Source organism: Bradyrhizobium sp. B025, from assembly GCF_042257955.1.
Classification (GTDB): Bacteria; Pseudomonadota; Alphaproteobacteria; order Rhizobiales; family Xanthobacteraceae; genus Bradyrhizobium; species Bradyrhizobium diazoefficiens.
Window position 1 is genome coordinate 5,887,943 of sequence record NZ_CP170150.1, and the last position, 25,891, is coordinate 5,913,833.

19 protein-coding genes and 1 pseudogene are annotated in these 25,891 nt (G+C 62.7%); 6 read left to right on the plus strand and 14 right to left on the minus strand.

Annotated features, from left to right (window positions below; translation table 11 throughout):
• From ACE10W_RS27630 to ACE10W_RS27640, 3 genes are read left to right on the plus strand one after another with little or no spacing between them, the layout of a single operon-like run.
• Complete coding sequence (locus ACE10W_RS27630; protein WP_110116763.1) at positions 1 to 1,536, plus strand: class I adenylate-forming enzyme family protein; 1,536 nt, start codon at positions 1 to 3, stop codon at positions 1,534 to 1,536.
• Entirely contained in the window at positions 1,533 to 2,621 is a 1,089-nt protein-coding gene (locus tag ACE10W_RS27635; RefSeq protein ID WP_375762205.1) for an NAD/NADP octopine/nopaline dehydrogenase family protein, read from the plus strand. Before ACE10W_RS27630 ends, ACE10W_RS27635 begins: the two co-directional genes overlap by 4 nt.
• A 3-nt stretch (positions 2,622 to 2,624) precedes the next feature.
• Positions 2,625 to 3,617: a 3-hydroxybutyryl-CoA dehydrogenase gene (locus ACE10W_RS27640; protein WP_110116765.1), complete on the plus strand. Its 993-nt coding sequence runs from the start codon at positions 2,625 to 2,627 to the stop codon at positions 3,615 to 3,617.
• Here the strand turns inward: ACE10W_RS27640 and ACE10W_RS27645 are convergent.
• The 6 genes from ACE10W_RS27645 to ACE10W_RS27670 all read right to left on the minus strand — a co-directional run bounded on the left by ACE10W_RS27645 (position 3,614) and on the right by ACE10W_RS27670 (position 9,971).
• The gene (locus tag ACE10W_RS27645; protein ID WP_060908321.1) at positions 3,614 to 4,660 is read right to left on the minus strand and encodes a peptidase M29; all 1,047 of its coding nucleotides are present in this window, start codon (positions 4,658 to 4,660) and stop codon (positions 3,614 to 3,616) included. The genes ACE10W_RS27640 and ACE10W_RS27645 overlap by 4 nt on opposite strands.
• A 38-nt stretch (positions 4,661 to 4,698) precedes the next feature.
• Positions 4,699 to 5,466, minus strand: coding sequence for an ABC transporter permease (locus ACE10W_RS27650; RefSeq protein ID WP_011088830.1), 768 nt, complete (start codon positions 5,464 to 5,466; stop codon positions 4,699 to 4,701).
• Positions 5,463 to 6,248: an ABC transporter permease gene (locus tag ACE10W_RS27655; protein ID WP_110116767.1), complete on the minus strand. Its 786-nt coding sequence runs from the start codon at positions 6,246 to 6,248 to the stop codon at positions 5,463 to 5,465. The genes ACE10W_RS27650 and ACE10W_RS27655 overlap by 4 nt, the downstream gene beginning before the upstream one ends.
• Positions 6,245 to 7,090: an ABC transporter ATP-binding protein gene (locus ACE10W_RS27660; RefSeq protein WP_110116768.1), complete on the minus strand. Its 846-nt coding sequence runs from the start codon at positions 7,088 to 7,090 to the stop codon at positions 6,245 to 6,247. The genes ACE10W_RS27655 and ACE10W_RS27660 overlap by 4 nt, the downstream gene beginning before the upstream one ends.
• A 125-nt stretch (positions 7,091 to 7,215) precedes the next feature.
• A complete protein-coding gene (gene ilvD, locus ACE10W_RS27665) occupies positions 7,216 to 8,910 on the minus strand; it encodes a dihydroxy-acid dehydratase (RefSeq protein WP_110116769.1) in 1,695 nt (564 codons plus the stop codon).
• 77 nt (positions 8,911 to 8,987) lie between these two features.
• Positions 8,988 to 9,971, minus strand: a complete 984-nt coding sequence (locus ACE10W_RS27670) for an ABC transporter substrate-binding protein (RefSeq protein WP_161537025.1) — start codon at positions 9,969 to 9,971, stop codon at positions 8,988 to 8,990.
• 177 nt (positions 9,972 to 10,148) lie between these two features.
• On the opposite strand from ACE10W_RS27670, the gene ACE10W_RS27675 reads away from it, so the two are divergent.
• Positions 10,149 to 11,057: an NAD(P)-dependent oxidoreductase gene (locus ACE10W_RS27675; protein ID WP_162603682.1), complete on the plus strand. Its 909-nt coding sequence runs from the start codon at positions 10,149 to 10,151 to the stop codon at positions 11,055 to 11,057.
• Positions 11,058 to 11,082: 25 nt separating this feature from the next.
• Here ACE10W_RS27675 and ACE10W_RS27680 read toward each other — a convergent pair whose 3' ends face one another.
• From ACE10W_RS27680 to ACE10W_RS27700, 5 genes and pseudogenes are all read right to left on the minus strand, one after another.
• Positions 11,083 to 11,646 (minus strand): flavin reductase family protein, encoded by a 564-nt coding sequence (locus tag ACE10W_RS27680; RefSeq protein ID WP_011088836.1) that lies wholly within the window; start codon positions 11,644 to 11,646, stop codon positions 11,083 to 11,085.
• Positions 11,647 to 11,655: 9 nt separating this feature from the next.
• Positions 11,656 to 12,885, minus strand: coding sequence for an acyl-CoA dehydrogenase family protein (locus ACE10W_RS27685; protein ID WP_060908323.1), 1,230 nt, complete (start codon positions 12,883 to 12,885; stop codon positions 11,656 to 11,658).
• A 185-nt stretch (positions 12,886 to 13,070) separates the two neighbouring features.
• Positions 13,071 to 14,333 (minus strand): CaiB/BaiF CoA-transferase family protein, encoded by a 1,263-nt coding sequence (locus ACE10W_RS27690; RefSeq protein WP_060908324.1) that lies wholly within the window; start codon positions 14,331 to 14,333, stop codon positions 13,071 to 13,073.
• A 220-nt stretch (positions 14,334 to 14,553) separates the two neighbouring features.
• Positions 14,554 to 14,988: pseudogene (locus ACE10W_RS27695) on the minus strand (GNAT family N-acetyltransferase).
• Between the two features lie 78 nt (positions 14,989 to 15,066).
• The gene (locus ACE10W_RS27700) at positions 15,067 to 15,366 is read right to left on the minus strand and encodes a hypothetical protein (RefSeq protein ID WP_097532519.1); all 300 of its coding nucleotides are present in this window, start codon (positions 15,364 to 15,366) and stop codon (positions 15,067 to 15,069) included.
• Positions 15,367 to 16,076: 710 nt separating this feature from the next.
• On the opposite strand from ACE10W_RS27700, the gene ACE10W_RS27705 reads away from it, so the two are divergent.
• Entirely contained in the window at positions 16,077 to 17,672 is a 1,596-nt protein-coding gene (locus tag ACE10W_RS27705) for an FAD-dependent monooxygenase (RefSeq protein WP_271553629.1), read from the plus strand.
• A 406-nt stretch (positions 17,673 to 18,078) separates the two neighbouring features.
• Here ACE10W_RS27705 and ACE10W_RS27710 read toward each other — a convergent pair whose 3' ends face one another.
• Both ACE10W_RS27710 and ACE10W_RS27715 read right to left on the minus strand, forming a co-directional pair.
• Positions 18,079 to 19,893 carry a caspase family protein gene (locus ACE10W_RS27710; RefSeq protein ID WP_028172959.1) on the minus strand — a complete coding sequence of 605 codons (1,815 nt, stop codon included), beginning with the start codon at positions 19,891 to 19,893 and terminating at the stop codon, positions 18,079 to 18,081.
• Between the two features lie 461 nt (positions 19,894 to 20,354).
• A complete protein-coding gene (locus ACE10W_RS27715; protein ID WP_097532517.1) occupies positions 20,355 to 22,199 on the minus strand; it encodes a caspase family protein in 1,845 nt (614 codons plus the stop codon).
• A gap of 388 nt (positions 22,200 to 22,587) precedes the next feature.
• On the opposite strand from ACE10W_RS27715, the gene ACE10W_RS27720 reads away from it, so the two are divergent.
• Positions 22,588 to 23,031, plus strand: coding sequence for a cytochrome c (locus ACE10W_RS27720; RefSeq protein WP_011090283.1), 444 nt, complete (start codon positions 22,588 to 22,590; stop codon positions 23,029 to 23,031).
• 593 nt (positions 23,032 to 23,624) lie between these two features.
• Here ACE10W_RS27720 and ACE10W_RS27725 read toward each other — a convergent pair.
• On the minus strand, positions 23,625 to 24,656 hold the full coding sequence (locus tag ACE10W_RS27725; RefSeq protein ID WP_375762206.1) for an IS110 family transposase: 1,032 nt from the start codon (positions 24,654 to 24,656) through the stop codon (positions 23,625 to 23,627).
• Between the last annotated feature and the right edge of the window lie 1,235 nt (positions 24,657 to 25,891).

The following is a 25,891-nucleotide window of genomic DNA, read 5'->3' on the forward strand; positions in this document are numbered from 1 at the left end:
GTGGACCTCTGTAGTCTGATCGACCGCAACGCGGCGTTCGCGCCAGACAAGACGGCTATCGCCTTCGAGGGGGAGCGGCTGAGCTACGCGGCGTTTGCCGCGCGTATCGAGCAGACCGCCACTGCCTTGAAGCAGGAGCTCGGCGTCGGCCGGGGCGATCGCGTCGCGATCCTCAGCCTGAACCGGCCGGACTATCTGGTTCTGCTCTATGCCTGCGCGCGGCTCGGGGCGATGCTGGTGCCCTTGAACTGGCGGCTGGCGATCGCCGAACAGCTCTTCATTCTCACCGATGCGGGCGCCAAGGTCCTGGTGCTCGAGCAGGCATTTGAGGGAGTTCTTTCCGAGCTCGTGCGGGCAGCGCCGGGGACATCCGTTGTCGGCCTCGACTTTGCGCCGCCGCGCGGCACGACTTTCGAAAGCCTGCTGGCGCATAGCGACGGCTCCAGCCGAAATCCGCACACCGACCTCTCTTGCCCGCTCCTCATCGTCTACACATCAGGGACCACCGGCCGGCCGAAGGGCGCGGTGCTGCGTCAGGAAGCGCTGTTCTGGAACGGCGTCATGAGCCAGCACATGCACAGCATGACGTCCGACGATCACGTGCTGACGGTGCTGCCGTTGTTCCACGTCGGAGGTCTCAATATCCAGACCACGCCGGCGCTTCAGCTCGGCGCGACCGTCACGATCCACGCCCGCTTCGCGCCGGATACGGCGCTCGCATCGATCGCGCGCGATCGCCCCACGCTGACGGTGATGGTGCCGGCCATCATTCAGGCCGTCAGCGAGCATCCCGCCTGGACCACGGCCGATCTCTCATCGCTCAAGGCCGTGGCCACCGGTTCGACCATCGTGCCGCCGCACCTGATCGACCGCTTTGTCGCGCGCGGCGTTCCCGTGCTTCAGGTTTATGGCTCGACCGAAACCTGCCCCATCGCGATCTATACGCGGCTTGGCGGCGATCTCTCGCGAGAGGGATCAACCGGACTTGCGGGCCTGTGCTGCGAAGCGCAAGTGATTGATCAGGCCGGCCGTGAGGTGCCGGCGGGCACGCCAGGGGAGATCGCGGTGCGCGGCCCCAACGTGTTCTTCGAATATTGGGGGAATGCGGACGCCACGCACGATGCGCTGAGCGATGGCTGGTATCGCACCGGCGATATCGGCCTGTGCGATGCCGACGGCTATTTCTGGATCCGCGACCGCAAGAAGAACTTGATCATTTCCGGCGGGGAGAATGTCTACCCGGCCGAGGTCGAGCGCGTCCTGTTGGAACACCCCGATGTCAGCGAATGCGCCGTGATCGGCAGGCCGGACCCGCGCTGGGACGAGGTACCGATCGCCTATGTGATCCGGCGATCCGGCTGTCGGCTCGAAGCGGAGGAACTGAGGGCGCATCTCCAGGCGCAGCTTGCTCGCTTCAAGGTTCCGCGCGAGATCGTCTTCGTCACCGACCTGCCGCGCACGGCGCTGGGCAAGGTCCAGCATTTTCTGCTGAAGCAGCTTGACGCGCAGTCGCGCGCACGGGGAGAAACCTCTTGAAGATTGCAGTTCTGGGCGGGGGAAACGGCTCTTTCGCGGCCGCGGGCGATTTTGCGCTGTCGGGACATGAGGTCCGGCTCTGGCGCCGCGACGCGGATCAGGTCGCCGCGCATCGCGCCGACGGCTCGCGCATCCTGGTGAAGGACCATAACGGCCGCCACGACATGAAGCTGGCGCTGGTGACGACCGACATCGCCGAAGCCATGGACGGTGTCGAACTGATCCTGTGCCCTGCCCCTGCCTTCGCACAGCCGGATATTGCCAGGCTCGTCGCACCGCACCTGCGGGACGGCCAAGTCGTGTTTCTGCCGCCCGCGACATTCGGCTCGATGATCTTCGCGAAGGCCGCGCAGGACGCCGGCAACCAGGCCAAGGCGAGCTTTGCCGAAACCGGCACGCTGCCCTGGCTCACCCGCAAGCACGGGCCGTTCGAGGTCGCGATCACGATCCGCGCGAAGCGGCTACCGGTTGGCGTCTTTCCGCTCGACCGGGCGCCGCACGCGCTCGACGTGATCGGACGCGCCTTCCCCGACGCAATCGAACCATGCGGAGATGCGCTGTCCGGCGCGCTGATGAATGCAGGTCCCATCATCCATCCGCCACTGATCGTGATGAACACCGGCCCGATCGAACATTTCGAGCGATGGGACATCCACAAGGAAGGAACGCAGGCCTCGATCCGCCGGGTGACCGACGCGCTCGACGCCGAGCGGATCGCGGTGCGGGAGGCGCTCGGCTACGGTGCACCGCATTTCCCGCTCGCTCACCACTACGCGAAGGAGGGCGAAATCTGGATGTATGGTCGCGGCTCGCATGACCGGCTGACGGACTCCGGCGACTGGCGCGAACGCATCGTGCTGACCGAGCACCGCTACATGCGTGAGGATTTGCGGCTTGGATTGTCGCTGCTGGTGTCCGTCGCCGGCCTCGCGGGCGTGGCTACGCCGCTGGCTAAGGCTTTCCTCGCCATCGGTGGCGCGATCTGCGGTGAAGATTTTGCCCAAGGCGGCCGAACCCTCGATACGCTGGGTCTCGGCGGCCTCGGCAAGGCCGAATTGCAGACGCTGCTTCGCAATGGATTCTAATCGATGACCAGTCGCGCCAACATCGCATGTCTCGGGGCCGGCCGCATGGGGCGCGGCATCGCCGTCGCGTTCGCCTATGCCGGGCACAGGGTCACGATGATCGACGTCAAGCCCCGTTCCGCCGAGGACTTCGCCAAGCTCGAAGCGGATGCGCTCGGCGAAATCAGGAAGACATTCGCGAGCCTCTCGAACCTGGGGCTGCTGACCGAGGCAGATGTCGATCCGCTCATCGCGCGCGTCTCGGTTGTGACGGCTAGCCAGAGCGGCGCAGCGCTTGCCGACGCCGGAATGGTTTTTGAGGGCGTCCCTGAAGTCGTCGAACTCAAGCGGGAGGTGCTGGGGGCGGCCTCAAGACAGGTAAAGCCCGACACGATCATTGCATCGACCACGTCGACCATTCTGGTCGACGATCTGTCCGGCGCGATCGTGAACCCTCGCCGCTTTCTCAACGTCCACTGGCTCAACCCGGCCTATCTGATCCCGCTGGTCGAGGTTTCGCCCGGCAAAGCCACCGATCCAGCCATCATCGAGGAGGTCAAGGCGCTGCTTGAAGGGATCGGCAAGGTTCCGGTGGTCTGCGCGGCGACGCCCGGCTTCATCGTCCCGCGCATCCAGGCGCTGGCCATGAACGAGGCCGCGCGCATGGTCGAGGAAGGCGTCGCCAGCGCGGAGGAGATCGACAAGGCGATCCGCTACGGCTTCGGCTTCCGCTACGCCGTGCTAGGGCTGCTCGAGTTCATCGACTGGGGCGGCGGCGATATCCTCTACTATGCGAGCCGTTATCTCGAAGGTGCCCTCGGCAACGACCGCTATCGCGCGCCGGACGTCATCTCGCGCAACATGCACGAAGGCCGGATCGGCCTGCGAACCGGCGCAGGCTTTCTCGATTATTCCGGGCTCGATGTCGACGCCTATCGGGCAAAGCGGCTCCAGGCCATGGTCGACCTGCTCCGGCATTTCGAGCTGGCTCGCCCGCCAGTGCTCGACCGCGACTAGCCGAAGACGTCCTGAAGCACGCCGTCCCGCACAACCGCGACGCCGTCCAGCTCGATAGTGGTTCCCATCATCGGCAGGTCGAAATGACCTGCGGTGTAGCGGCCGGCGAATTCGTTCGCGCCGGTCGAGAACAGGAAATTGCCGGAGACCGCACGTATCTCCGTGCCATTGGTGTCGCGCTGATCGTACATCGACAGCGCTTCATAGCGCGCGCCAGGGTTCATGCCGAAACCGACATGCGATACGGCGTAAGCCTCGCGATCGCCCCAGGCCGCGAGATAAGCACGCATCATTGCGGCATCCGTGCCCTCCCCTTCCAGCTCGACGACGTAATCGTCCTTCAACGTCATCTTCACAGGTGACGTCAGGTAGCGCTTGAATGTCAGGTTGATGTCGCCGGGCGCCATCACCAGCGTACCGTTGATCGTCCCGCTCTTGGGAAAGCTGACGACGATGCCGCCCGGCCAATGCGCGAGCGTGCCGGGCTTGTCGGTCCAGCCCCACACGCCGACCGTTGAAGCACCGATCATGTCCACGTCGAGCGCCGAGCCGGCTTTCGAGGTGACCCGCATCCGCTTGGTCCCGCGCAGCATCTTCGCCGCCGCGCGAACGCGCTTCTCGAGTGCGGGGTCCGGCACCATCCGCTCCAGCGCCTCCGGGTGCTCGTTGGAGATCACCAGGATCCGCGCGCCTGCCTTGAGGATCTCGGGCGTCTCCACCGCGTGCATCAGGCCCTCGATGGTGCAATCAACCACAAAGCCGGCCTGCTGAAGCGCGCTTATTACCGGGCCGAGCCGTTGGATCGCCTCGCTCGCGCCTGTCGAACGAACCGGAACGATATTGCGATTGCGCGGCGTCGGCATCACCACATGAAATGGCCGCGCGCCCATCCGCAGCAGCGCGAGTTCCGCCAGATGTACATTCAGCGCACGCGATTGCGTCTCCGAGAGGATCGCCGCGGTATCGCCGGCCTTGACGGCGCATCGTTCGAAAATCTCACAAAATGCGTCGATCCATTTTGCTTCGATGCGATCAGCCAGCATGGTTCACTCCCGGTATCGTGGTTTCTTGTTCCGTCAGATCACGCTTCGGGAAAGCCCCGTAGGAGGTACGATCGCACGACGCCCAGCAGCGCGTTCAGGATCAACCCGAGCAGCGAGATCGTGATCAGCGGCACGAACATGTCGACGGCCTGGAACGTCCGGGCCGCCGTGACGAGGGCATGGCCCAGCCCGTCCGTCGACGTGATCATCTCGGCCAGAAACACCACGATGCAGGAAATGACAAGGCCGATCCGGCAGCCGGTCAGGATCGACGGCATCGCCGCCGGCAGCACCACCTTGAAAAGGACTTCATAGCGCGGCGTTCCCGCCGCCATGGCCGACCAGATCAGCTTCTGCTCGACGGTCGAGGCGCCGTAATAGGTGGACAACAGAATAGGGAACAGCGCATCCGCGGCCACCAGCGTGATCTTCGATCCGTGGCCGAAGCCGAGCAGCAGCAGGAGCGCCGGATAGAGCGCAACCTTTGGCAACGGCGCCAACACGCGGACGATCGGCCGAACCACAGCATCGATCGCGGGACTGGCAGCAGCAGCGATGCCGATGCTGACACCAAGTACGACCGCAATCGCGAAGCCGGCAAACAACCGGATCAAGGTCGCCGCGATCTCCTGCTGAAATGTCCACGTCACGAGCTGCTGGAGCAACCGGCTGAAGACGAACCCGGGCGGCGGCAGCAGGACCGCAGGCGCAAAGCCGAATGACACCAGGCCTTGCCAAACCGCGATCACCAGCACGATTGGCGCGATTCCGAGAAGGACATTTGATGGGAGAATACGCGGCGTCATGAGAAGCTCAACGGTATGTCGAACTGAGGCTCGGACCAGCGCACGAGCCTTGCGCGGACCCGCTCGAAGATCGCATCGAGGCAGATTCCCATCGCTCCCACGATGATGATCATCGCAAAGACGGTGTCGTATTGACCCATGTCGAGCGCGTTGAACAGGATGTTGCCGGCGCCGGACTGGCGGGCAATCATTTCGCTGGTGATCATTGTGATCAGCGCCAGCACCAAGCCCGTGCGGCAGCCAGTCAGGATCTCCGGCAGCGCCGCCGGCAACACGATGCGAACCAACCGTTGCAAGGGCGAGAGCCCCATGGCCGCACCTGACCACAGCATCTTCTCCTCGACCGCCCTGGCGCCCTCGAAGCTATGATAGATCACGGGCAGGCTGACGCCGAGGAAGATCACCAGCGTCTTGGCGATATCACCGACCCCCAGCCACAGCATGATGATCGGCATCAAGGCCGCTTTCGGTACCGGGTAGATCACCATCAGAAGCGGATTGAAGAAGGCCGCAACTGCGCGGCTGCGTCCCATCAGCAGGCCGAGAGGAATCGAAACAAGCACTGCAACACCGAACCCGATTGCCATGCGGCGGAGCGAGGCCAGGATATTGATCAGCGACTCCTTGTCGCCGAGAATATCCGGAATCGCCCGGATCGCCTCGATCGCCGTCGGAAAGCTGTCGTTCTTCAGCGCGAGCGAGGCGACCTGCCATATCGCCAGCAGCCCGATGCAGGCGAACACCGGGGCAGCACGTCTGGCGGAGGTAGCCAGCAATGTCATGACGGCGATCCGGTCTCGTCGACCTCGTCGAACATGCGCTCGATGTCGACGACGTACTTCTGGTAGCGCGGATCGAGCAACAGCTCGTTGCGGCGGCGCGGCCGCGGCAGATCGATATCGATCACCTGCCGGATGCGGCCGGGCGACTTCGACATCATCACGACCTTGTCCGACAGAAAGACGGCTTCGTCCACCGAATGTGTGACGAACAGCACCGTCTTGCGGTCGCGCTCCCAAATGTTCAGGAGATCGTTCTGCAAGCGCGTCCGGGTGTGGGCGTCGAGCGCGCCGAACGGCTCGTCCATCAACAGCACTTCGGGATGGTAGGCAAGCGTTCGGGCCAGCGCCACGCGCTGCTTCATGCCGCCCGACAATTCCTTGGGATAGAAGTTCTCGTAGCCCTTGAGGCCAACCATCTCGATCAGCGCCCGGCTCTGCGCTTCGGCCTCAGGGGTCCGCACGCCCTGCTGACGCGGCCCGTACATCACATTGCCCAGCACGGTCTTCCAGGGGAAGAGCGCAAACTCCTGGAACACCGGCCCGCGATCAGGACCGGGTCCTGTGATCGCCCGTCCCTTGATCTTCGCCGCGCCGCTGGTCGGGCTGACGAAGCCCCCGACGATGTAGAGCAGTGTCGACTTGCCGCACCCCGACGGACCAAGGATGGAGACAAAGGCGCCCTCGGCGATCGTCAGCGAGATGTCAGATAGCGCCAGATGATCCTTGCGCGCCGAGGTCTGAAAAACCTGCGAGACGCGGTCGATCTCGATGATCGCAGAAGCCGGCTTTTGTGACGTCACCGGTCCCACCCATTCGCTCGATCTCGAAGGCACGACCTTCATCCCGTCTCCCACTTCACCCGCGCACGAACGTCGCGCAACTTGTCTGCTGGATGTCCTCCGTCAGCGGCAGGAGCTTAGCAAGAAACTTGCCAGACAGGTGGCCGTTCTCGCACAGGTACGCCGCGTCATTCGAACCAGGGCCATTCTGCCGGCCCCTCATGGGTAACCGCTCCGCCCGGCGCCTGGCCGACCAGTCGCGCATATTTTGCGAGCGCGCCTGCGCGGTGACGCGGCGGGCGTGGTTTCCAATCACGTCGGCGCGCCGCGAGCTCCGGCTCGTCGACCAGCATATCCATACGCCGATTTGTAGCATCAATCCGGATCTTGTCGCCGTCGCGAACGAGGGCCAACGGACCGCCAACGAATGCTTCGGGGGACACGTAGCCGATGCACATGCCGCGGGTCGCGCCGGAGAACCGCCCGTCGGTGATCAGGGCCACCTTTTCGCCCATGCCCTGCCCGTAGATCAGCGCGGTGACGCCGAGCATCTCGCGCATGCCGGGGCCGCCGACCGGCCCTTCGTTGCGGATCACCAGGACCTCACCTGCCTTGTAGCTGCGGTCACGAACCGCTGCGACACAGGCCTCCTCGTCCTCGAAAACGCGCGCGACACCCTCGAAGAACTGGCTCTTCAAACCTGCGACCTTGATGACCGCACCGTCCGGACAGAGGTTGCCCTTCAGCACCGCGACACCGCCATCCGGCATGATCGGCGCACTTGCCGCGTAAACGACCTCGCCGTCCGGCGCGTTGGCCGCGCCATATTCTTCGGCAAGCGTCCGGCCGGTGATGGTGATGCAGTTACCGTCGATGTGACCGCTTCTGATCAACTCCTGGATCACCACGGCGGCGCCACCTATGTCGTAGACATCCTTCGCCGTGTATTTGCCTCCGGGCCGCAGGTTTCCGATCAGCGGCGTCCTGGCAAAGACCTCGCCGACATCGTCGATCGTGAATGCGATGCCGGCCTCGTTCGCGATGGCGGGCAGATGCAGCGCGGCGTTGGTCGAGCCGCCCGTAGCGGCGACGATCGCCGCGCCATTCTCCAGGGATTTCCGCGTCACGATGTCCCGTGGCAGAGGCCCGCCACGTTCCAGCATTTCCATGATCAGCCGCCCGGCGCGTCGCGAGATCTGCGCGCGCTCGGCGTAGACACCAGGCACCATCGAGACGTTGGGAATGGTGAGCCCCATCGCCTCCGACACCATTCCCATGGTGTTCGCAGTAAACTGGCCGGCGCACGCACCGATGGTCGGCAGGCAGGCGCGCTCGATCCGCTCCAGTGTGGCGCCGTCGATCTCTCCGGTCATGAAGCTGCCGACAGCCTCGTAGGAGTCGAGCACGGTCAGCGTTCGCCCGTCCACGCGCCCCGGCAGCGAACTGCCGCCGTAGATGAAAATCGACGGCACGTTGCAACGAACCATGCCCATCATCACGCCGGGAAGCGTCTTGTCGCATCCGCCGTATCCGATCAACGCGTCATAGGCGAGACCATGAACGACAGCCTCGATCGAGTCGGCGATCAGCTCGCGCGAAAAGAGGGAGAACTTCATTCCCTCGTGATTCATGCTGATCCCGTCGGAGACCGACACGGTGGAGAATTCGCGCGGCGTGCCGCCGGCCTCCTCGATACCCGTCTTGGCCGCGGCCACCTGGAAGTCGTGGGTCATGTTGCAGGGCGTCTGCTCGCCCTTCATGCTGACAATGCCAACCATCGGCTTGGCGATTGCCGCATCGTCCAGCCCCATTGCGCGCATGAATGCGCGGTGCGGGGCCCGGTCGAGGCCGTCGGTCGTTATCCGTGATCGCAACTTCTTCATATTTGCATCATCTTCGTGCGATGTCCCACACGCGGCGGGACATTGCCACTTCGTCTCTCAAAAGACGGCGCGAACACTTATTGCAGCGGTGCGACGATCGTCGGATGTTTGAATTGTGCGACGTCCAGCTTCGGCAGCATTCCTGTCTCCGCGTAGATGTCCAGCATCTTCTGGATCGCGGGGAAGTTCGGTGCCGCCCCCGGATCACGGCCAAAGTCGTTGTCCTTGAGCAGGTAGGTCTCGAGCACCGGAACAGGCGCTTTCAGCACCTCGGACACGACCTTCAGGGTCTCTTCGCGGTTCGCCAGCGCCTTCTTCATGCCCGAAGTGATGTCGCGAACATAGGCTTTGACCAGCTCCGGGTTCTTGTCGACGAAATCGGCACGGCAGGCTTCCAGGATGTGCACGATGTTCGGCATCGCCTGGGACAGCGAGAACAGTTTCCTTGTGCCACCCTTTGCTTCAGCGCGGGCGGCAAACGGCTGATTCATGTTGACCGCGTCGACGCGGCCCTGGCGCAACGCGTCCTCGGAGACGGCAAAGCCGACCTCGACCAGCTTGATATCCTTGGCCGGATCGACGCCATTCTGCTTCAGGAGCAGGTTGAAAGGCCCTTGCGTGCCGCCGCCGATCACGGAAATGCCGACGGTCTTGCCCTTGAGATCGGCAATGGTCTTGATTGGCGAGTCATCCATGACAGCCCAGTAGACCGAGAAGCCGCCGGGCTTCTCAAAGACGTGCTGAGCCACGATGTAAGCCTTGAGATTGCCGCCGACCACGCCGTTGGAGAGCGACAGCGGTGCCTGCGTCGCGCAATCCAGTGCGCCTGCCGCCAATGCCTGCGTCATCGGCGCGGTGCCCTGAAATTGGGTCCATTCAATGTTGTAGGTCTTGCCGATATTGGGAAATTCAGCCGGCCTGCGCATCATCCAGTATTTGGATTCCTCGGCCGGGATGGTCCAGCCAACGCGGATCGTCTGCTGCGCCCGCGAGGGGCTTGCGCCCGCAATCAGGGCCGCCACCGCCCCCGTCGCCAGCATCAACCTCGAAACCGTTCGCATCGCGCCCACTCCGTTGCTCCGGCGCCGACCGGCGCCACCCAACCCGACCGGCCCAAATGTTTCATGGTTCAAACAATCAGGCAAGCCATGCAAGCGGTCCGGTTTCGCCGCGGGACGCGCCATGTATGGTAAAGCGGCGGTCGCGTGACGTTGTGCTGCGACAGGAGGAGGCAACCTATGGCTGATGCGAGCAAGGCAAACCCGCAACGCGACGAGCGGTTCGGCTATCTCGGCCTTGGACTCATGGGAACGCCCATGACCCGGCGCCTGCTCAAGGCCGGCTATCAGGTCAGTGTTTGGAACCGATCAGAGGGCAAGGTCGCTCCACTCGTCGAAGCTGGCGCAAGGCACGGAGCCAGGCCCCGCGACGTTATGGCGAGCTCGGACATCGTCTTCATGTGCGTGACGGATGCCGCGGCCGTGGAAGAGGTGATTTTCGGAGCCGAAGGTCTTTCAACCGCTCCCGGCGCGGGCAAGCTCATCGTCGATTTCTCGTCAATCCATCCCGACGCCGCGCGCGACCTCGCAACGCGACTGAAAGCTGCGAACGGCGCAGGCTGGATCGATGCACCGGTGTCCGGTGGCACCAAGGGCGCCGAGGAAGGCACGCTTGCCATCATGGCCGGTGGAGACGCTTCCGACATCGAGAGGGTGAGGCCCTATGTGCTGACTATGGCCCGCAGGTTCACTCACATGGGCCCCACCGGCGCCGGCCAGACCGCAAAGCTCTGCAACCAGGTGATCGTCGGATGCGCCATGGCCGTTCTCGCGGAAGCAACGCGTCTCGCCGTGAACGCCGGAATTGATGCCAATAGGCTGCCCGAAGCACTCGCGGGCGGATTTGCGGATTCGATCCCGCTTCAGCTCTTCGTCCCGAGGATGGTCCAGGGCATTCACTCACCGCCGCTCGGCCATATCGCCACGATGCTCAAGGACCTCGATACGGTTGCCGATGTTGCGCAGACGACGTCGACACCGGTGCCGATGGCTACGCTTGCGGGACAGCTCTTCAGGCTGGCCAAGGCCGCGCGAGGCGCGGATGCGGACGCGCTGGAGATCTACAAGCTTTCAGCAACGGAATATTGAGCCACCGGGTGCGACCTGAAACGCGTTACGGTGTTTTCTTGCGTTCATCGTTGGCCACGAACCGGCCATACGCCCCGCGTGCAAACAGCAATGTATCCTTGGCATTGTAGGCATAGGCCTCGACCGCCCCAAGAAAGATCACATGATCGCCGCCATAATAGCGGTTGACGGAACGGCATTGAAAATTGGCGACGCTCTCGGCAAGCACGGGAGCGTTGCCGAGCCCTGGCGTCCAGTCGACGCCAGCGAATTTATCGTCGGACGATTTCGCGAATATATTTGCGAGCGCCTGTTGCGAAGCGCCGAGCACGTGGACGGCAAAATGGCTCGCGTTCTGAAACACGGTCAGGCTCGAAGAATAAACTCCGAGGCTCCAGAGGACGAGAGGAGGATTCAAGGAGACCGATGCAAAGGAATTGCAGGTGATGCCATAGGGTCTTCCGTCGGGGGCCACGGCAGTGATGATCGTGACGCCTGTTCCGTAGGTGCCGAGCGCGCTACGAAAATCACGGGGATCAATTGGCGAGCTGTCGCTCGCGAGCTCGTTGGCTGGATCTGGAACGGCCGGCTGCTTCGGCAGATCATTCATCGGCCGGCCTCACAGCGTGAGATTCTCGGACGGCAGGCCCAGTGCCACGCGTCCATAATTGGTCCCGGCCGCATCGAAATTGAATGCGAGATGCGAGTTGATCGCGTGCGCATCGCGAAACTGCCGCTGCAACACGCCCGCCGTGAAGAGCCCGCGCGCCCCGCTCGCCGCAAATAGCATTGAGACCGCGTCGGTACATAGATTGACCGAGAAAGCACCGTCACGTCGGTACCTGGTCTTGGTCGCCATGTCTGGAATGTGGCTGCGTCGTGCATCCTCCATGGCATCGATACACGCCGAACGCATGGTCCGACGTGCAGCATCGATCTTGGCCGAGGCCTCCGCGATCTTGATCTGCGTGCTTTGGAAGTCGCTCAGCTTGGCGCGGTTGTAGGTGGAAATGCGATGACGGACGACCTCGATATAGTCGTTCAGGCACGCCTGCGCGTTCCCCAGCGCGACGCCGGACAGGACGTAGGGAAACAGCGAGAACACGGGTAGCGCGTATAACGGATTGGGATTGACCTTGCTTCCGGGCGTCGGGCCGCCGGCAAGCTCACCGACGGCAACCGTCATATGGTCGGCCACGAAGGCTTCCCTGACCTCCACGTCGCAAGACCCCGTACCGCGCAATCCTGCGACATTCCAGGTGTCGAGCACCTTGTAGTCATGTTTCGGAAGCAAGAAGATCCGGTATTCGATGCCGTCTGCTTCATCATCAGAGGAAACCACGCTTGCGAGCATGTTCCATTCGCAAGACGCAACGCCCGAGGAGAACGGCCAGCTTCCGTGCAATTGGTATCCGCCCTCGACCCTCGTGGCGCGGCCCGCAGGAAAGATGAATGAGGATGCAATCAGCACATCCGGGTCGCTGCCCCAGACCAGATCCTGCGCCTTTTGCTCGAACATGCCGAGCATCCAATGATGGCTCGCCAGATTGGCGAGATTCCAGGCCGCCGACGCGTCCGCTTGTCCGAGAAGATCGGCGCAATCAATCAGGGCGACATAGTCGAGTTCGGCGCCGCCAATGCGCTTGGGCTGGAGCATCCGGAACAGGCCGGAGTCGTGCAGATCCCGTTCGGTCTCGGGCGGAAGGTAGCGTAGCTCTTCGGTTCGGGCTGCCCGCTCTCGCAGTCGTGGCACGAGCGCCCGAGCCTTCGCGATCATTGCCGCATAGGCGCGTTCGCCGGATTCCGGCCCCGCAGGCTGGCCCACGCTGGGTTCTTGACCAGGCGCCATTCGCATCCCTCGCTTTCCCACACTTATGCGGCGGGAACCTTGCCAAATCAAGCCGATGCAACACTAACACAGTGGCGTCGCCTGAACCCGGGCTGCTTGAAAGGATGCGATGTCGCGAACAGCCGTGTTGCAAAGCAGCGATCGGTACGCCGCGATGCCCGCCCCTCAAGGTTAACCACTCGGGCTCAGACCGAGGGCTTGCCTGATCCAAAGACACCCCTCTGGGTGAGCTCCGTGATCCGACGCTGGTCGTAACCCAGCGTGTCGCGCAAGACGTTCTCGGTATGCTCGCCCAACAGGGGGGCGGCAACCGGATCAATCGCGCCGGTCAGACTCATGGAAATCGGCGTTTCGATGTTGGGGACCCAGTCTGCTGTAGGATGCGGAATCCGGCTCAAGCGATGGCGGTCGCGGGCCTCGGGTGCATTAAAGCCCTCTTCGACGGTGCGGAGATAGCCGACCGGAATATTGGCCAGCTTCATTTTCGTCATCCAGTTCTCGAGGGTATCGCTCGCAAAGACCTCCGCAATGGCTGCCCGCAAGAGCTCCTTGTTCTCGGAGCGTGCTTTGCGCGTCGCAAATTGCGGATCGGTGATGAGGTCGGGCCGGTTCAGCACCTCGACGACCAGCCGGCGATAGAGCCGGTCGTTGGCGCAGGCCATGTAGAGCGGTCCATCGGAAGCCTCGTAGACGCCGACGGTGGGAGACCCGCTCGGCGAATTGCCGAACCGTCCGGGGTTCTCACCGTTGATCAGATAGGCCATGCCGTAGAAGCTCGTCATCGCCATGGCGATGTCGAACAGGGCCACCTCGACATGCTGGCCGCGGCCGAACCGATCCCGCGCCAGCAGGGCCAAAAGGATAGCGTTACAGGCCGTCATCCCCGTCGCAATATCCACGATGGGCGGGCCGGTGCGGACTGGAGGACCGTCGGCAAATCCGTTGAGGGACATGAAGCCGCTTTCCGCCTGTGTGATCGGGTCAAAACCGGGACGCGAAGCGAACGGCCCGGTGCGCCCATAGGCGGAAATCGAGCAATAGACCAGCCGAGAATTGAGCGGCGCGACCGCTTCGTAGTCTAGGCCAAATTTCTTCATGACCCCGCTCGAAAAATTCTCGACGACCACGTCGGCTTTGCGGATCAGATCCAGCGCGATCTCGCGGGCTTCGGGCACGGCGAGGTCGAGTGCGATACCGCGCTTGTTGCGGTTCAGGCTGAGATAAGCGGCGCTCTCGCCGCCGGTTTCGGCGTGTTCATACGCGCGCGTGTCGTCGCCGCCGTCCGGGTTCTCGATCTTGATGACGCGCGCGCCGAAATCGGCAAGCGTCTGGGTGCACGCCGGCCCAGCAACCACCCGCGTGAAGTCGACGACCAGCAGACCATCGAGCGCCGTAGGCCCTCCCGCCACTCGCGACGAACGTTCCGGCAATTGAGGCTTGGTGGACATCGATAGCGCTCCCTTACATCGGCTTATAATCGCCGAATTTCCTGCAAGGGGAAACTTAAAGCCCGGCGCCGCCGACTTCGCAAGTGCTTCAGCCACGTCGTCTGAAAACGCAAAAAGGGCCCGGCAGCTGTCAAGCTGCCGGGCCCTCGACATTATGGGCGTGCAGGCCGGCACCGCGTCTCGCGCGCCCAGTTCTACGCCGCGACCGCCGCGTTCCGCATCACGGGAAACACCGGCGCCCCCAAACTCGGCGCAGCCGTTTTCGCCAGTAAAGCGTATGCGACCAGGCCCAGGGTACCTCGGGCTCATAGAGCCGATAGCCAGCCTGCCGGGTTGTCCGTTGTATCCGAGACGATGCTGCCCCATCCGATGCGCCGCCCCCTCGCCTCGATCGCCCGCATCAGCCTGAGTTGAAGCCCCCGCCCCCAATGCCGACGTAGGACACCGACCTGGAGAAGTACCCGCTGTTTCGCGCATACGTCGACGTCAGAACGCCGGCGAAGGCGACCGGATCATCATTGTGATAGGCGAGCCACCACGTACCCAACTCGAATTGCGGCATGACGGCACAATCGAAGAATGTGAGCAGGTGCAGATCGCCGAGGGTTTCGGCGGTCTCCTTGTCGTCCGCATGGACGATGCGAATTCTGTACATCGAATGCCCATACATCGGTTGCCCAACGGGATTGGCTGCTCCTGAGCGCGAACGACGGCGGCCTCGCGCCGTGTACATCTATTTGCCCAATACGACCTTGACGCCGAGCCAGACGGCCCCCATCAGACCGGTGGCAATCACCGTGATCACCGCCTTGAATGTGTAGCTTTGCGCCTGCTCCACACTCTTCCGCCAGCGTCGCAGGTGCTGAAAATCCGCCCGCAACTCCTTCCGGTCATCATCTTCGATTCCAAAAGTAGCCAGCACCGACGCCACCGCCTTCAATACGATCGCATCGATGCTGTCCTGCTGGAATCTGTGCTGCTCAGCCAGCGTTTCGACGACAAGTGCCTTGATTTCGTCTTCCGGCATCTTCACCGCTTGATGATCCTTGCAACATTTTCGAAGCCGCGCTTGGCGAAGTAGAAGGAGACCACGAGATTGGCGGTAATCGCCGCAAAGCCCGCCAGAGCATCAGTGGAGCCAAAGCCAAGAACAGACCGGGAGCTTTGCGAAATAGAGCGCCACGCAATAGCCCATCAGCTTGCCCGGCTCGTACCAGTGCCCGATCTCCGCACCCCAAAGGTCGCAGCGGCGCGGCGCACGTTGCTCGCGCCGCGGGCCGGCACGTTCGCGCGTGCACGGCCAGCAATGGTTCGGACGACGGCGCGCCGATCGGCGCTCCAGGTTTGTCGAGTGCGTGGCCGCAATGCGTTGCCGCCGTCCGATTCCGATCGAGAACGAAAAAACCCGCGGCGGATGCTCTCCGCGCGGGTCAATCAAACTCGTCTCGATGATGTCATTCTGCCGGTGTCTTGCCCGACGAGTCAAATCCTGTGTTGAACGAAATTGTCGTCACACCAGGTGGACATGAAAAAGCCCGCCGCGGATTGTCCCGCGCGGGCCGAACCAAACTCGTTTCGATGATGGCATTCTGCCAGTGTCTTGCCCGACGTGTCAAACACCGTGGGCCGCAACAGGAGAATGACCTTCCTCCCACTTAGATATGTGGTGCGCCAGGGGCTTGCTTCAAGTCCCCGACCTTCGCGTACAACCCCCGCCCGAGCAACAAGTCGAGGGATCACGACATGCCCGTACTGCTTCCGACATCCCGCTCACGCGGCCGGACCGAGCAAGCCCGCGCCGGCAACCCAGCGCCGACCGATCATGCCGTGGTGATCGCCGGCGGCGGCCCGACCGGCCTGATGCTGGCCGCCGAGCTCGCGCTCGCGGAGGTCGACGTCGCCATCGTCGAGCGGCGCGCGGATCAGGCCCTCGTCGGCACGCGCGCCGGCGGGTTGCACGCCCGCAGCATCGAGATCCTCGATCAGCGCGGCGTCGCGGATCGCTTCCTGCGCGAAGGGCAAGTCACGCAGCTCGCCGGCTTCGCCTGGACCAGGCTCGACATCAGCGACCTCCCCACCCGCCACGCTTACGGGCTGGCGCTGCGGCAGAGCCACATCGAGCGCATCCTGGCCGACTGGGTCGGCGAGCTCGCGGTCCCGATCTATCGGAACTTCGAGGTGACGGGCTTCGTTCAGGACGAGACCGGCGTCAACGTCGCGCTGTCCGGCGGCGAGACGTTGCGGGCGAACTATCTGGTCGGCTGCGACGGCGGCCGCAGCCTGGTGCGCAAGACCGCCGGCATCGATTTCGTCGGCTCTGGTCCCACGCTCAGCAACCTCATGGCCGAGGTCGAGATGAGCGAGGCGCCGGCCTGGGGCCTGCGTCACGACGCGCTCGGCTTTCACGGCCTCAGCAAAACGGAGAGCGGGCGCGTGCTGGTCGTCGTGACGGAAGCGACACTCGACCGCAGCGGCGAGCCCACGCTTTCCGATCTCAGCGAGGCCCTCGTCGCCGTCTACGGCAACGACTCCGGCCTCAAGAATCCCGCCTGGATCGCCCGCTTCACCGATGCGGCGCGGCAGGCCGCCTCCTATCGCAGGGGACGCGTGCTGCTCGCCGGCGATGCCGCGCATATCCATCACTCCGTCGGCGGCCAAGGCCTCAACACCGGCGTGCAGGATGCCGTCAATCTCGGCTGGAAGCTGGCGCAGGTCGTCAAGGGCACGGCACCCGGCAGCCTGCTCGACAGCTACCATGCCGAACGCCATCCCGTTGCCGCGCGCGTGCTGCGCAACACCATGGCGCAAATCGCCCTGCTCCGCCGCGGCGACGACAGCCTCAAGGCCGCGCGTGAGGTGGTGTCCGACCTGCTCGGCATGGACGAGCCGCGCAAGCGCTTTGCCGCGATGATGAGCGGCCTCGACATTCGCTACGATCTCGGCGAGGGCCATCCGCTGCTTGGGCGCCGCATGCCCGACCTCGACCTCGTCACACCAGGCGGTTCGCAAAGACTGTTCACCCTGCTGCAGGGCGCGCGTCCCCTGCTGCTCAATTTTGACAAGCCGGGCTGCATCGCCATCGCACCCTGGGCGGATCGCGTCGGCGTCGTCGACACCAGCTACCAGGGCCCCTGGGAGCTGCCAGCGATCGGGCCGGTCGCAGCGCCCGAAGCCGTATTGGTGCGACCCGACGGACACGTGGCGTGGACGGGCGACGCGCGCCAGCGCGGGCTTGAGGACGTGCTGACACTATGGTTCGGGCCGGCAGCGCGACATAGCAAACCGAACTCATGCGCCCCCTCGAAACGAACAAAGCCCGCGGCATCCCCGCGGGCTTGATCCAAATTCATTTCGACGATGCCATTCTGCCAGTGTTTTGCCCGACGAGTCAAACCTTGGCTGCCAGCACACCCTCCAGGATGTCCGGTTTGCATTCTCGAGTGGACGCAAGGTCAGTTACCCGCCTTGTCAGCGAAGGGCCAATAGCTGACATTCCGCTTATTCCATCGCTTCGTCGGCCCCGAGAGAGGTGCGCAGCGGAACAGTGATGTCTGCTCAGCGCTCGTTTACACCGAGAGGGTCGGCGGTTCGAATCCGTGACCGCCCACCATCACGCCCATTGCAGCCCAAAATCATAATGTGATCAGAGTATCCAGAGCCTTGCGGAAGGCAAGCCGCCGATCTGTCACAGGGATCACTCCTAAGCAAGGCGTTTGCATGCCGACGAACGCGGCCGGCGCGATGGTCAGTCGCACACCTCGCGTTGAATGAGGATACCCGATCCGTTGCCTGGGCTGTATCCACTCGCTATCCGACAGCCTTTGCCCACGGGCCTGCATCCCGCACCATTGCAAATCATCTGACCAGACGCTTGTGGCTTGGCTGGCGCTGTTTCTGTCCGCTTCCGCTGCTCATCACGCTTGATTGCCTCATCCCGCGTCGCGACCGGCTTCTTGTCCTGCAGCTTCTCGCATTCATTGTCGTCATTGACGCGATAGCCCGCGCGGCAGGTGATCTTCACGCAGGCATCGCCGTCGGCCCTGAAACCGTGGTCGCAGACCAGCGGGCAGACGCGACCCGGCTTCGCCTTGATTGCATCCAGCGCATCGAAGCTCGCGAGCTTGGCGTCGAACTTGGTGCCGGCGTATTTGTTGAACAGCGTCAGCGAGCGTTGTGACGCCGCATTCCAGTCGCCGTCCGCCGAGCTTGTCAGACAACCGACGCGGCGGAGTTCTGACTGCACCAGCTTCGTCGTTTCCTGGGGCGACATCGCCGGCGGGGTCGAAGAGGGCACTACGGCCGCGACCTTTTGCTCGGTGTTGGCGGCGATTTGTTTCTCGCCAGCCTGCTTGGCGGTTGCCTCGGCCGCCGCCTTGTCGGCCGCTTGCTTCTCGGCGAGCGCTTTGGCAACGGCGGCCTCGGCCTCCTTTCTTCGCTGCTCAGCGGCGGCGGCTTTTGCCTCCTCGATCTGCTTAGCCCTCTCAGCGCCCAGACGGGCATCCTCGGCGGCCTTGGCGGCTACCGCTGCCTTTTCCTGCTCGACCTTTTTGGCACGGTCGGCCGCGAGCCGGGTTTTCTCCTCTTCGGCCTGTCGAGCCTTGTCGGCGGCCGCAGCGCGTGTTTCCTCGGCGGCAATTTTCTTGAGCTGCACCTTTGCCAAGTCGGCATAAAAGCCGTTCGGGAAGGCCCTGAGAAACGCCTCCCATGCGTCAAGGTCGCCCGCCTGAAGTGCGAGTTCGTAGCCCCTGCGGATTGCATCATCAGGGCTCGCCTGCGGTCCTGTGGCCGCCGGCTTCGCAGGCACGAGGGAAACGTCGTCACCACCCAGCGAGCCATAGACATACGGCTCCTGCTTGTAGCCGGTGTTCTTGAGGACGTCGTCGCGGACGAAGCCGAAAGCTTTACGCAGGTCGAGCCCCGGCGTTGGGAGGCGCTCGACCAGGGCTGCCGCAAATGGGCTGTTTCTGGAGTCCCCGTCTGAGGCCGTCGAGCCGGCTTTCGCCGCGAAGGCGATCATGGTGTTCGGGCTGGTCGGCTCGACCTTGGCAAGGCCGCGGCCGATGGCGCGCGCGGCAATCGTCCGCTTCATGGTTTTGGCGAACGGGTTATCGCGGCAGGCATCGAGGATGACCAGGCGGAGCTGCTTGGCCGGCTCGACCGCGAACAGAGCGCGGTCCAGCGGCAGCGTCTCGTCGAGGACATCGCTGTCCGTCTCGAGCGTGGCATCGGTGGGGATCAGATAATTGGTGCCGTCGAGCTCGATGCCATGACCGGCATAATAGACGACGGCCACATCGGTCTCACGCGCCCTGCCGCCGAAGTCGCGGAGCGCGCGGCGCATCTCGGCGGCATTGAGATCGAGCTTGATGTCGACCTGGTCGAATCCGGCCTTCTTGAACATGCCACCGATCAGCGTGGCATCATTAACCGGGTTCGTAAGCCTCGGCACGCTCTTGTAGGCCGAATTGCCAATAACGAGCGCGACCCGACGCTCGGCGTGCGCCGAACCGCAGGTTAGCCAAACGACAAATAGCAATGAAAACCAGCGAAATGCGCCCATCACAGCCCCGAACATCACGTGCGCAGCGTATGCGGAGCCTGCCGAAAGGCAAGTATTGGATCTGTGATGCTGATCACTCAGGACTTCGGCATGTCGCCTATGGGTCATGAGCGCCCTTCGGAGGGGCGGCCTGTTGCTTCCGGTTTACCCCCATGAGCCGACGGCCGGGGACGCTGCTTAGACTTCGCATTTGGGCCAGCAGGCGACATCAAAGCGAGCGCATGAAGCATCTTCTGGCGCGCTCATCGCCGAGCTGAGTGCAGCAGGCCAACAACTCAATGGACAGCGCCCGGGTGCTCGGTCGACGCAACAGACTGCAGTCACAACGATTTCGCGTGGAACGCCACTTGCGGCCGTCACTCACCGACCCCACACCAGTCGGCAGCCGCTTCGTATTCGACGGTAGCTACCTCGATTGGAGCCAACCTGCGCTGCTCTCGTGGAATTCGAAGCAGAACGAGTTATCTACAGGGATTGCTGGTCCCGCTCGCATGCACGGCGCCATTTCCAATGCCCCCTCGGTACTCCAGTTGGCACCCTTTCGGCACCGGCCTGCATCCTTGCATGTCACAGAAGATCTGGCCACTCGCCTGCTGCTTTGTCGGCGCGCTTTCGGTCTGCCTTCGTTCCTGATCTCGCTTCGCCTCATCTCGCGTTGCGACGGGCTTCTTGTCCTGTACCTTCTCGCATTCATTGTCGCCATTGACGCGATAGCCGGCGCGGCAAGCGATCTTCACGCATGCGTCGCCATCCGCCTTAAAGCCATGGTCGCAAACCAGCGGGCAGACGCGACCCGGCTTGGCCTTGATGGCGTCGAGCACGTCGAAGCTTGCGAGCTTGGTGTCGAATGTCATCCCGGCATACTTGTTGAACAGCGTCAGCGAGCGCTGTGACGAGGCGTTCCAGTCGCCGTCCGCTGCGGCCGTCAGGCAGCCGACGCGGCGCAGCTCCGACTGGACCAGCTTCGTCCCCTCCTGCGGCGACATTGCCGGAGGAGTTGTGGTGGGGGCGACCGCCGCCACCTTCTGCTCCGCGGCGACGGCGGCTTGCTTCTCTGTTGCCTGCTTCGCGGCGAGCTCGGCTGCGGCCTTGTCGCTGGCGAGCTTGTCAACCAAGGCCTTCTCGGCGGCTTGCTTATCAGCCAGCGCCTTGGCCGCGTCGGCTTCCGCTTCCTTGCGCCGCTGTTCGGCTGCGGCGGCCTTGGCCTCCTCGATCTGCTTGGCCTTCTCAGCCGCGAGCCGCGCATCCTCGGCCGCTTTGGCGGCGGCCGCCGCTTTGTCCTGTTCGGCCTTCCTGGCGCGCTCAGACGCCAGCCGCGCCTTTTCCTCTTCTGCCTGGCGGGCCTTGTCCGCTGCCGCAGCACGGGCGTCCTCGGCGGCAATCCTGCTCAATTGCCCCTTGGCGAGGCTCGCGTAGAAGCCGTCCGGGTATCTTGCCAGGAAAGCCGACCACACCTCCCTCGTGCCGATCTGCAGAGCCAGTTCATAGTCCCGGCGGATCGCATCGTCTGGGCTCGCCTGCGGCCCGGTCCCAGTTGGCTTTGCCGGCACCAGCGGGACATCATTGCCGCCGAGTGAGCCGTAGACATAGGGCTCCTGCTTGTAGCTGGTGTTCTTCAAGACGTCGTCGCGCACGAAGCCGAACGCCTTGCGCAGATCAAGACCGGGTGTCGGCAGTCGCTCGACCAGTGCTGCGGCAAACGGACTGTTCTTGGCATCCCCGTCCGACGCCGTCGAGCCGGCCTTGGCGGCGAAGGCGATCATGGTGTTCGGGCTTGTCGGCTCGACCTTGGCAAGGCCGCGTCCGACCGCGCGAGCAGCCACAGTTCGCTTCATCGTCTTGGCGAAGGGATTGTCGCGGCAGGCGTCCAGAATGATGAGCCGAAGCTGCTTCGCGGGCTCGACAGCGAATAGCGCCCGATCAAGCGCCACAGTTTCGTCCAGAACGTCGCTGTCCGTGTCTAAGGCCGCATCGGTCGGGATCAGGTAATTCGTCCCCTCCAACTCGATGCCGTGGCCGGCATAGTAAATGACGGCGACCTCAGCCTCTCGTGCTCGTCCACCAAAGTCGCGCAGAGCCTTGCGCATCTCGGTAGCATTGAGATCGGTCTTGATCTCAATCCAGTCGAACCCGGCCTTTTTAAACATGCTGCCGACTAAGTCTGCATCGTTTGCGGGATTGGCAAGTCGCGGCACGCTCTTATAGGCGGAATTGCCGATCACCAACGCAACGCGGCGCTCGGCGTGGGCTGAACCGCAGGTCAGCCAGATGAAAAACACCAATGAAAACCAGCGAAATGCGCCCATGGTAGCCCCGATAATATGTGCGCAGGGTAAGCGGAGCCTGTCAAAAGGCAAGCTTCGACTCCGTGATGGCCGTCACGTTCATTCGGGCGACGGCGGCTACGGGTCATTTGCGACCGACATGGGTTATCCGCTCCATGTCCGATCTATCCCCGATAGCGACCGAACGGCGGACGCGCCCAGACCATGCGGGTGGTAGCAGAGCAGCGCGAGATCGGCGAGCACGGCATCACTCTAGGGCGCGGGCTCTTAAGTCCGATCAGCCGGCGAAAGCATGCCACTCCCAGAGCCTTCACAAGCCTAAGCCGGAAGCCAGTCTTGATATGCGTCAATCTGTCGGAGCGCAAAGCGGCTAGTAGTAAAGCCTTTCTAGCCAGCGTCGGAGCGCGACATGGTAAAGTGTGGTTGGTTGATAATTGCCGGCCTTACCGCTGCTTTCGCTGCCGCGGCTCAGGCTGAAGACCTCGACATCGGCAAGTCAGAATTTCAGTCTTCGTGCGCGAGTTGTCATGGCGCGGATGCAAAGGGCAAAGGACCGGTCAGCGACCAGCTCAAGATCCCGCCTCCCGATTTGACGGTGTTGGCCAAGAACAACAACGGGGTCTTTCCCACGAACGCTGTCTATGAAACCATAGATGGATCGAAAACAATTCCTGCTCACGGCACTCGTGAGATGCCAATTTGGGGGGAACGATTCAACCCCATTGTCAACTTGCCTCACTATGTTGATCCGTCTTATTGGAAGATGGCCGGGCCGGAGCAAAGCCCCGAAGTCGTCGTGCGAAAACGCATCCTCGCTGTTGTCGATTATCTCAGCCGCGTTCAGCAAAAGTAGCAACCGACGAGCATAAGATTACTTGCCCGTCCCGCTTAGCGCCCGCTAAAGCGGAAAAAGTTTGCTTGCGCCACAACCGACGAAGCAGCTGCACCACCAACCAGCCCGATGAACTCCCGCCGCCTCATATTGCCTCGTGATGCGCCCGGGAGTCTTACTGCCCTGCTTGCCAAACCGCGATGTCCGAAGCGGGTCGAGGCCGACATCTGCCCGGCCCGATGCCGTGCCTTCTTGGAGTCAAAACGCGGAAAACTCAACGTGAGCAAGCTCAGTCCGCTACGCCCCATTGAACGGACCTCAATGAGGCGTGCTACCACTTCGCTGATGGGCCATGTGTGGACGGCTCCTGGTTGGCAAGGAGAATCTTCACTTTGCGGCGTTGGTCGGAGCGGCCATGTGTTCGGCCTGTTAGCGCGGTTCACGTGACCGCTGGCCATAATGCCCTCCGCGGATCAGGTCCCGGTCAAAAGCACGCATTCGAAGATGCCATGGCCCATGTGGGTTGTCCTGATCGCCGGATCGACCGGCGCTGCATTAAGTGCTGTTCGCCCTTCCAACCGTTACGTCACACCGGGATATCCGGCGCGTTTCCTTTATGCCGCGAGTGCGGCCGGCTCCCTGTAGCGCTCACCCCTGGCCATCATGGCCCATGCCATGCGGGCGATCTTGTTGGCGAGCGCGATCGCAGCAACCTTGGTCGGTCGACGCGCCAGCAGCTCCGTAAGCCAAGGCCGATGCCCTGTGCCATGGATCTTGGCATAGCGGATCACCGCGAGAGCGCCAGCCGTGAACAAGCTGCGCAAATAGCGATCACCTTGTTTGCTGATACTGCCAAGCTTGTCCTTGCCCCCGCTCGAGTTCTGCTTCGGCACGAGCCCAACCCAGGCCGAGAAATCCCGACCCGATCGGAAGGCCTTGGCATCGGCAACGCTCGCGACCAGAGCTGTGGCCAGCGCCGGCCCGACGCCAGGGATCGCGTCCAGCCGTTTGCTCGTCGCGCTTGATCGATGCCAGACGATAATGCGTCGATCGAACTCCAGAATCTGAGCCTTCAGTGCCCGCAATTGACTGCCGAGAGCCGCAAGACATGCGCGGGCCACCTCCGGGAGCCGGCGGTCGGCTGTATCGGCGACGACTTCCAGCAATTGCTCGACACCCCGGCGCCCGACGGGAGCGACAATCCCGAACTCGGCAAGATACGCGCGGATCGAATTGATGACGGCGGTCTGCTGGCGAACGAACAGATGGCGCGCTCGATGAAGCATCAGGCCGCTCTGTTGCTCGACCGTCTTGGTCGGCACGAACCGCATGTTGGGTCTCGTGACCGCCTCGCAAATCGCCTCCGCATCGGTGGTGTCGTTCTTCTGCCGCTTGACGTAGGGCTTCACATAGGCCGGAGGCATCAACCGCACCGTATGCCCCAACGCCTGCAGTTCGCGGGACCAATAATGAGATGACGCGCAAGCCTCGATCCCCACCAAGCACGGTGACAACTTCTCAAAGAAGGACAGCACGAAACGGCGCTTGAGCTGGCGGCGGATCACCACCTGACCGGCTGCATCGACACCATGCACTTGAAAGACCGACTTCGCGATATCCAGACCAATCGTCGAAATTGACTGCATAGGCTGCTCCTCCGAATCGTGGGAGCCTCAAACGGCGCCCACTCCTTGGCACTCTCGTGCCCGTGGAGGAGCCGTCCACAGCATCACAAGCGGACATAGGTGCGGGATGTCTCGTCACTGACTGGTCTCGTTTTGTCTTCGGATCAGAGACATATCCGAGACGCGGGTAGTGATGGACAATCCATGCTGTCTAAGACCACTCCATCCGACCCATAACCCGACGAGGCCGAACAAACTGGCCGCAGGAAGAACCCAGGTCATTCTTCTGGCGCCGAACGCAGCGGCTATCGCAGCGCAAAATACAGCGACTAACACAATAGGAAGGACATATGGCCAGTTTCCGACAACTCCGTCCAACCCCCTTCGGCCAATAAGCAATACCGCAATCACTCCGAAGCAACTCATGCCTAAAAGGAGGACATTCCCGCCGATGTCCAACACAAGGCTTACCCCGTGCTGTGGGATGGATCGGCCCCCGAGCACGTGTTCGTAAAGACGAACGCCCGAAGCATAGGTCATAAGAAGACAGAACAACCCGAATACAAAGCCGATCGTCTTGAAGAGAGGCCTTGCTGTGTGTACTTCCATGCCGGGCACCCATCGCGCCTGTGAGGCGTTATTGAAAACAACCTTAGTTCTCGGCGAAAGAGTCGAGGAGCGCACGAAACCGTTTCCTGATCTCGTCCGCTTGGTAAACGTATTTGCGACTAAATTCCAAATTCAGAACGCCGTATTCCGCGCCGGTGTGCTCGGCGAGAGTGCAATAAGGATTCTTGTCGGAGATCTTGTTGCAGGCAAAAATCAGAGGCCCCTCGGTCGTACCTCTCATAAATAGATCGGAATCCGCCTGGCATAGCGGATTCGACCTCTCGAAACTCGCCTTGGCCTTTCTGTTCACACCGACGCTCCCACTGTCCCTTTCGCTCGGAAAAATCCAACTCTTCCTGTCCTCCTCGGATCGTTGCGCTCACCTGATCATGGAAGCCGTCGCGATATGGATGCTCGATAAATCTATCAGCATTGTTCGCGTTCCTAGGCGTCAAGCCGGGGAGCAGGACGTGAATTTCGAACGTCGTCGTTCGAGGATTGGGGGCGACAGCTGATCGATCAAGATCCACGAGGTAATTGCGCGGCACCCTGTATACCTTGTTGCCAAAACGGATCGAAACCACCGCGGTGCTAATGGACGGATGCTGAAGTAGTTGATCTGCGCTAAATGCATTCCGTTGTACCAT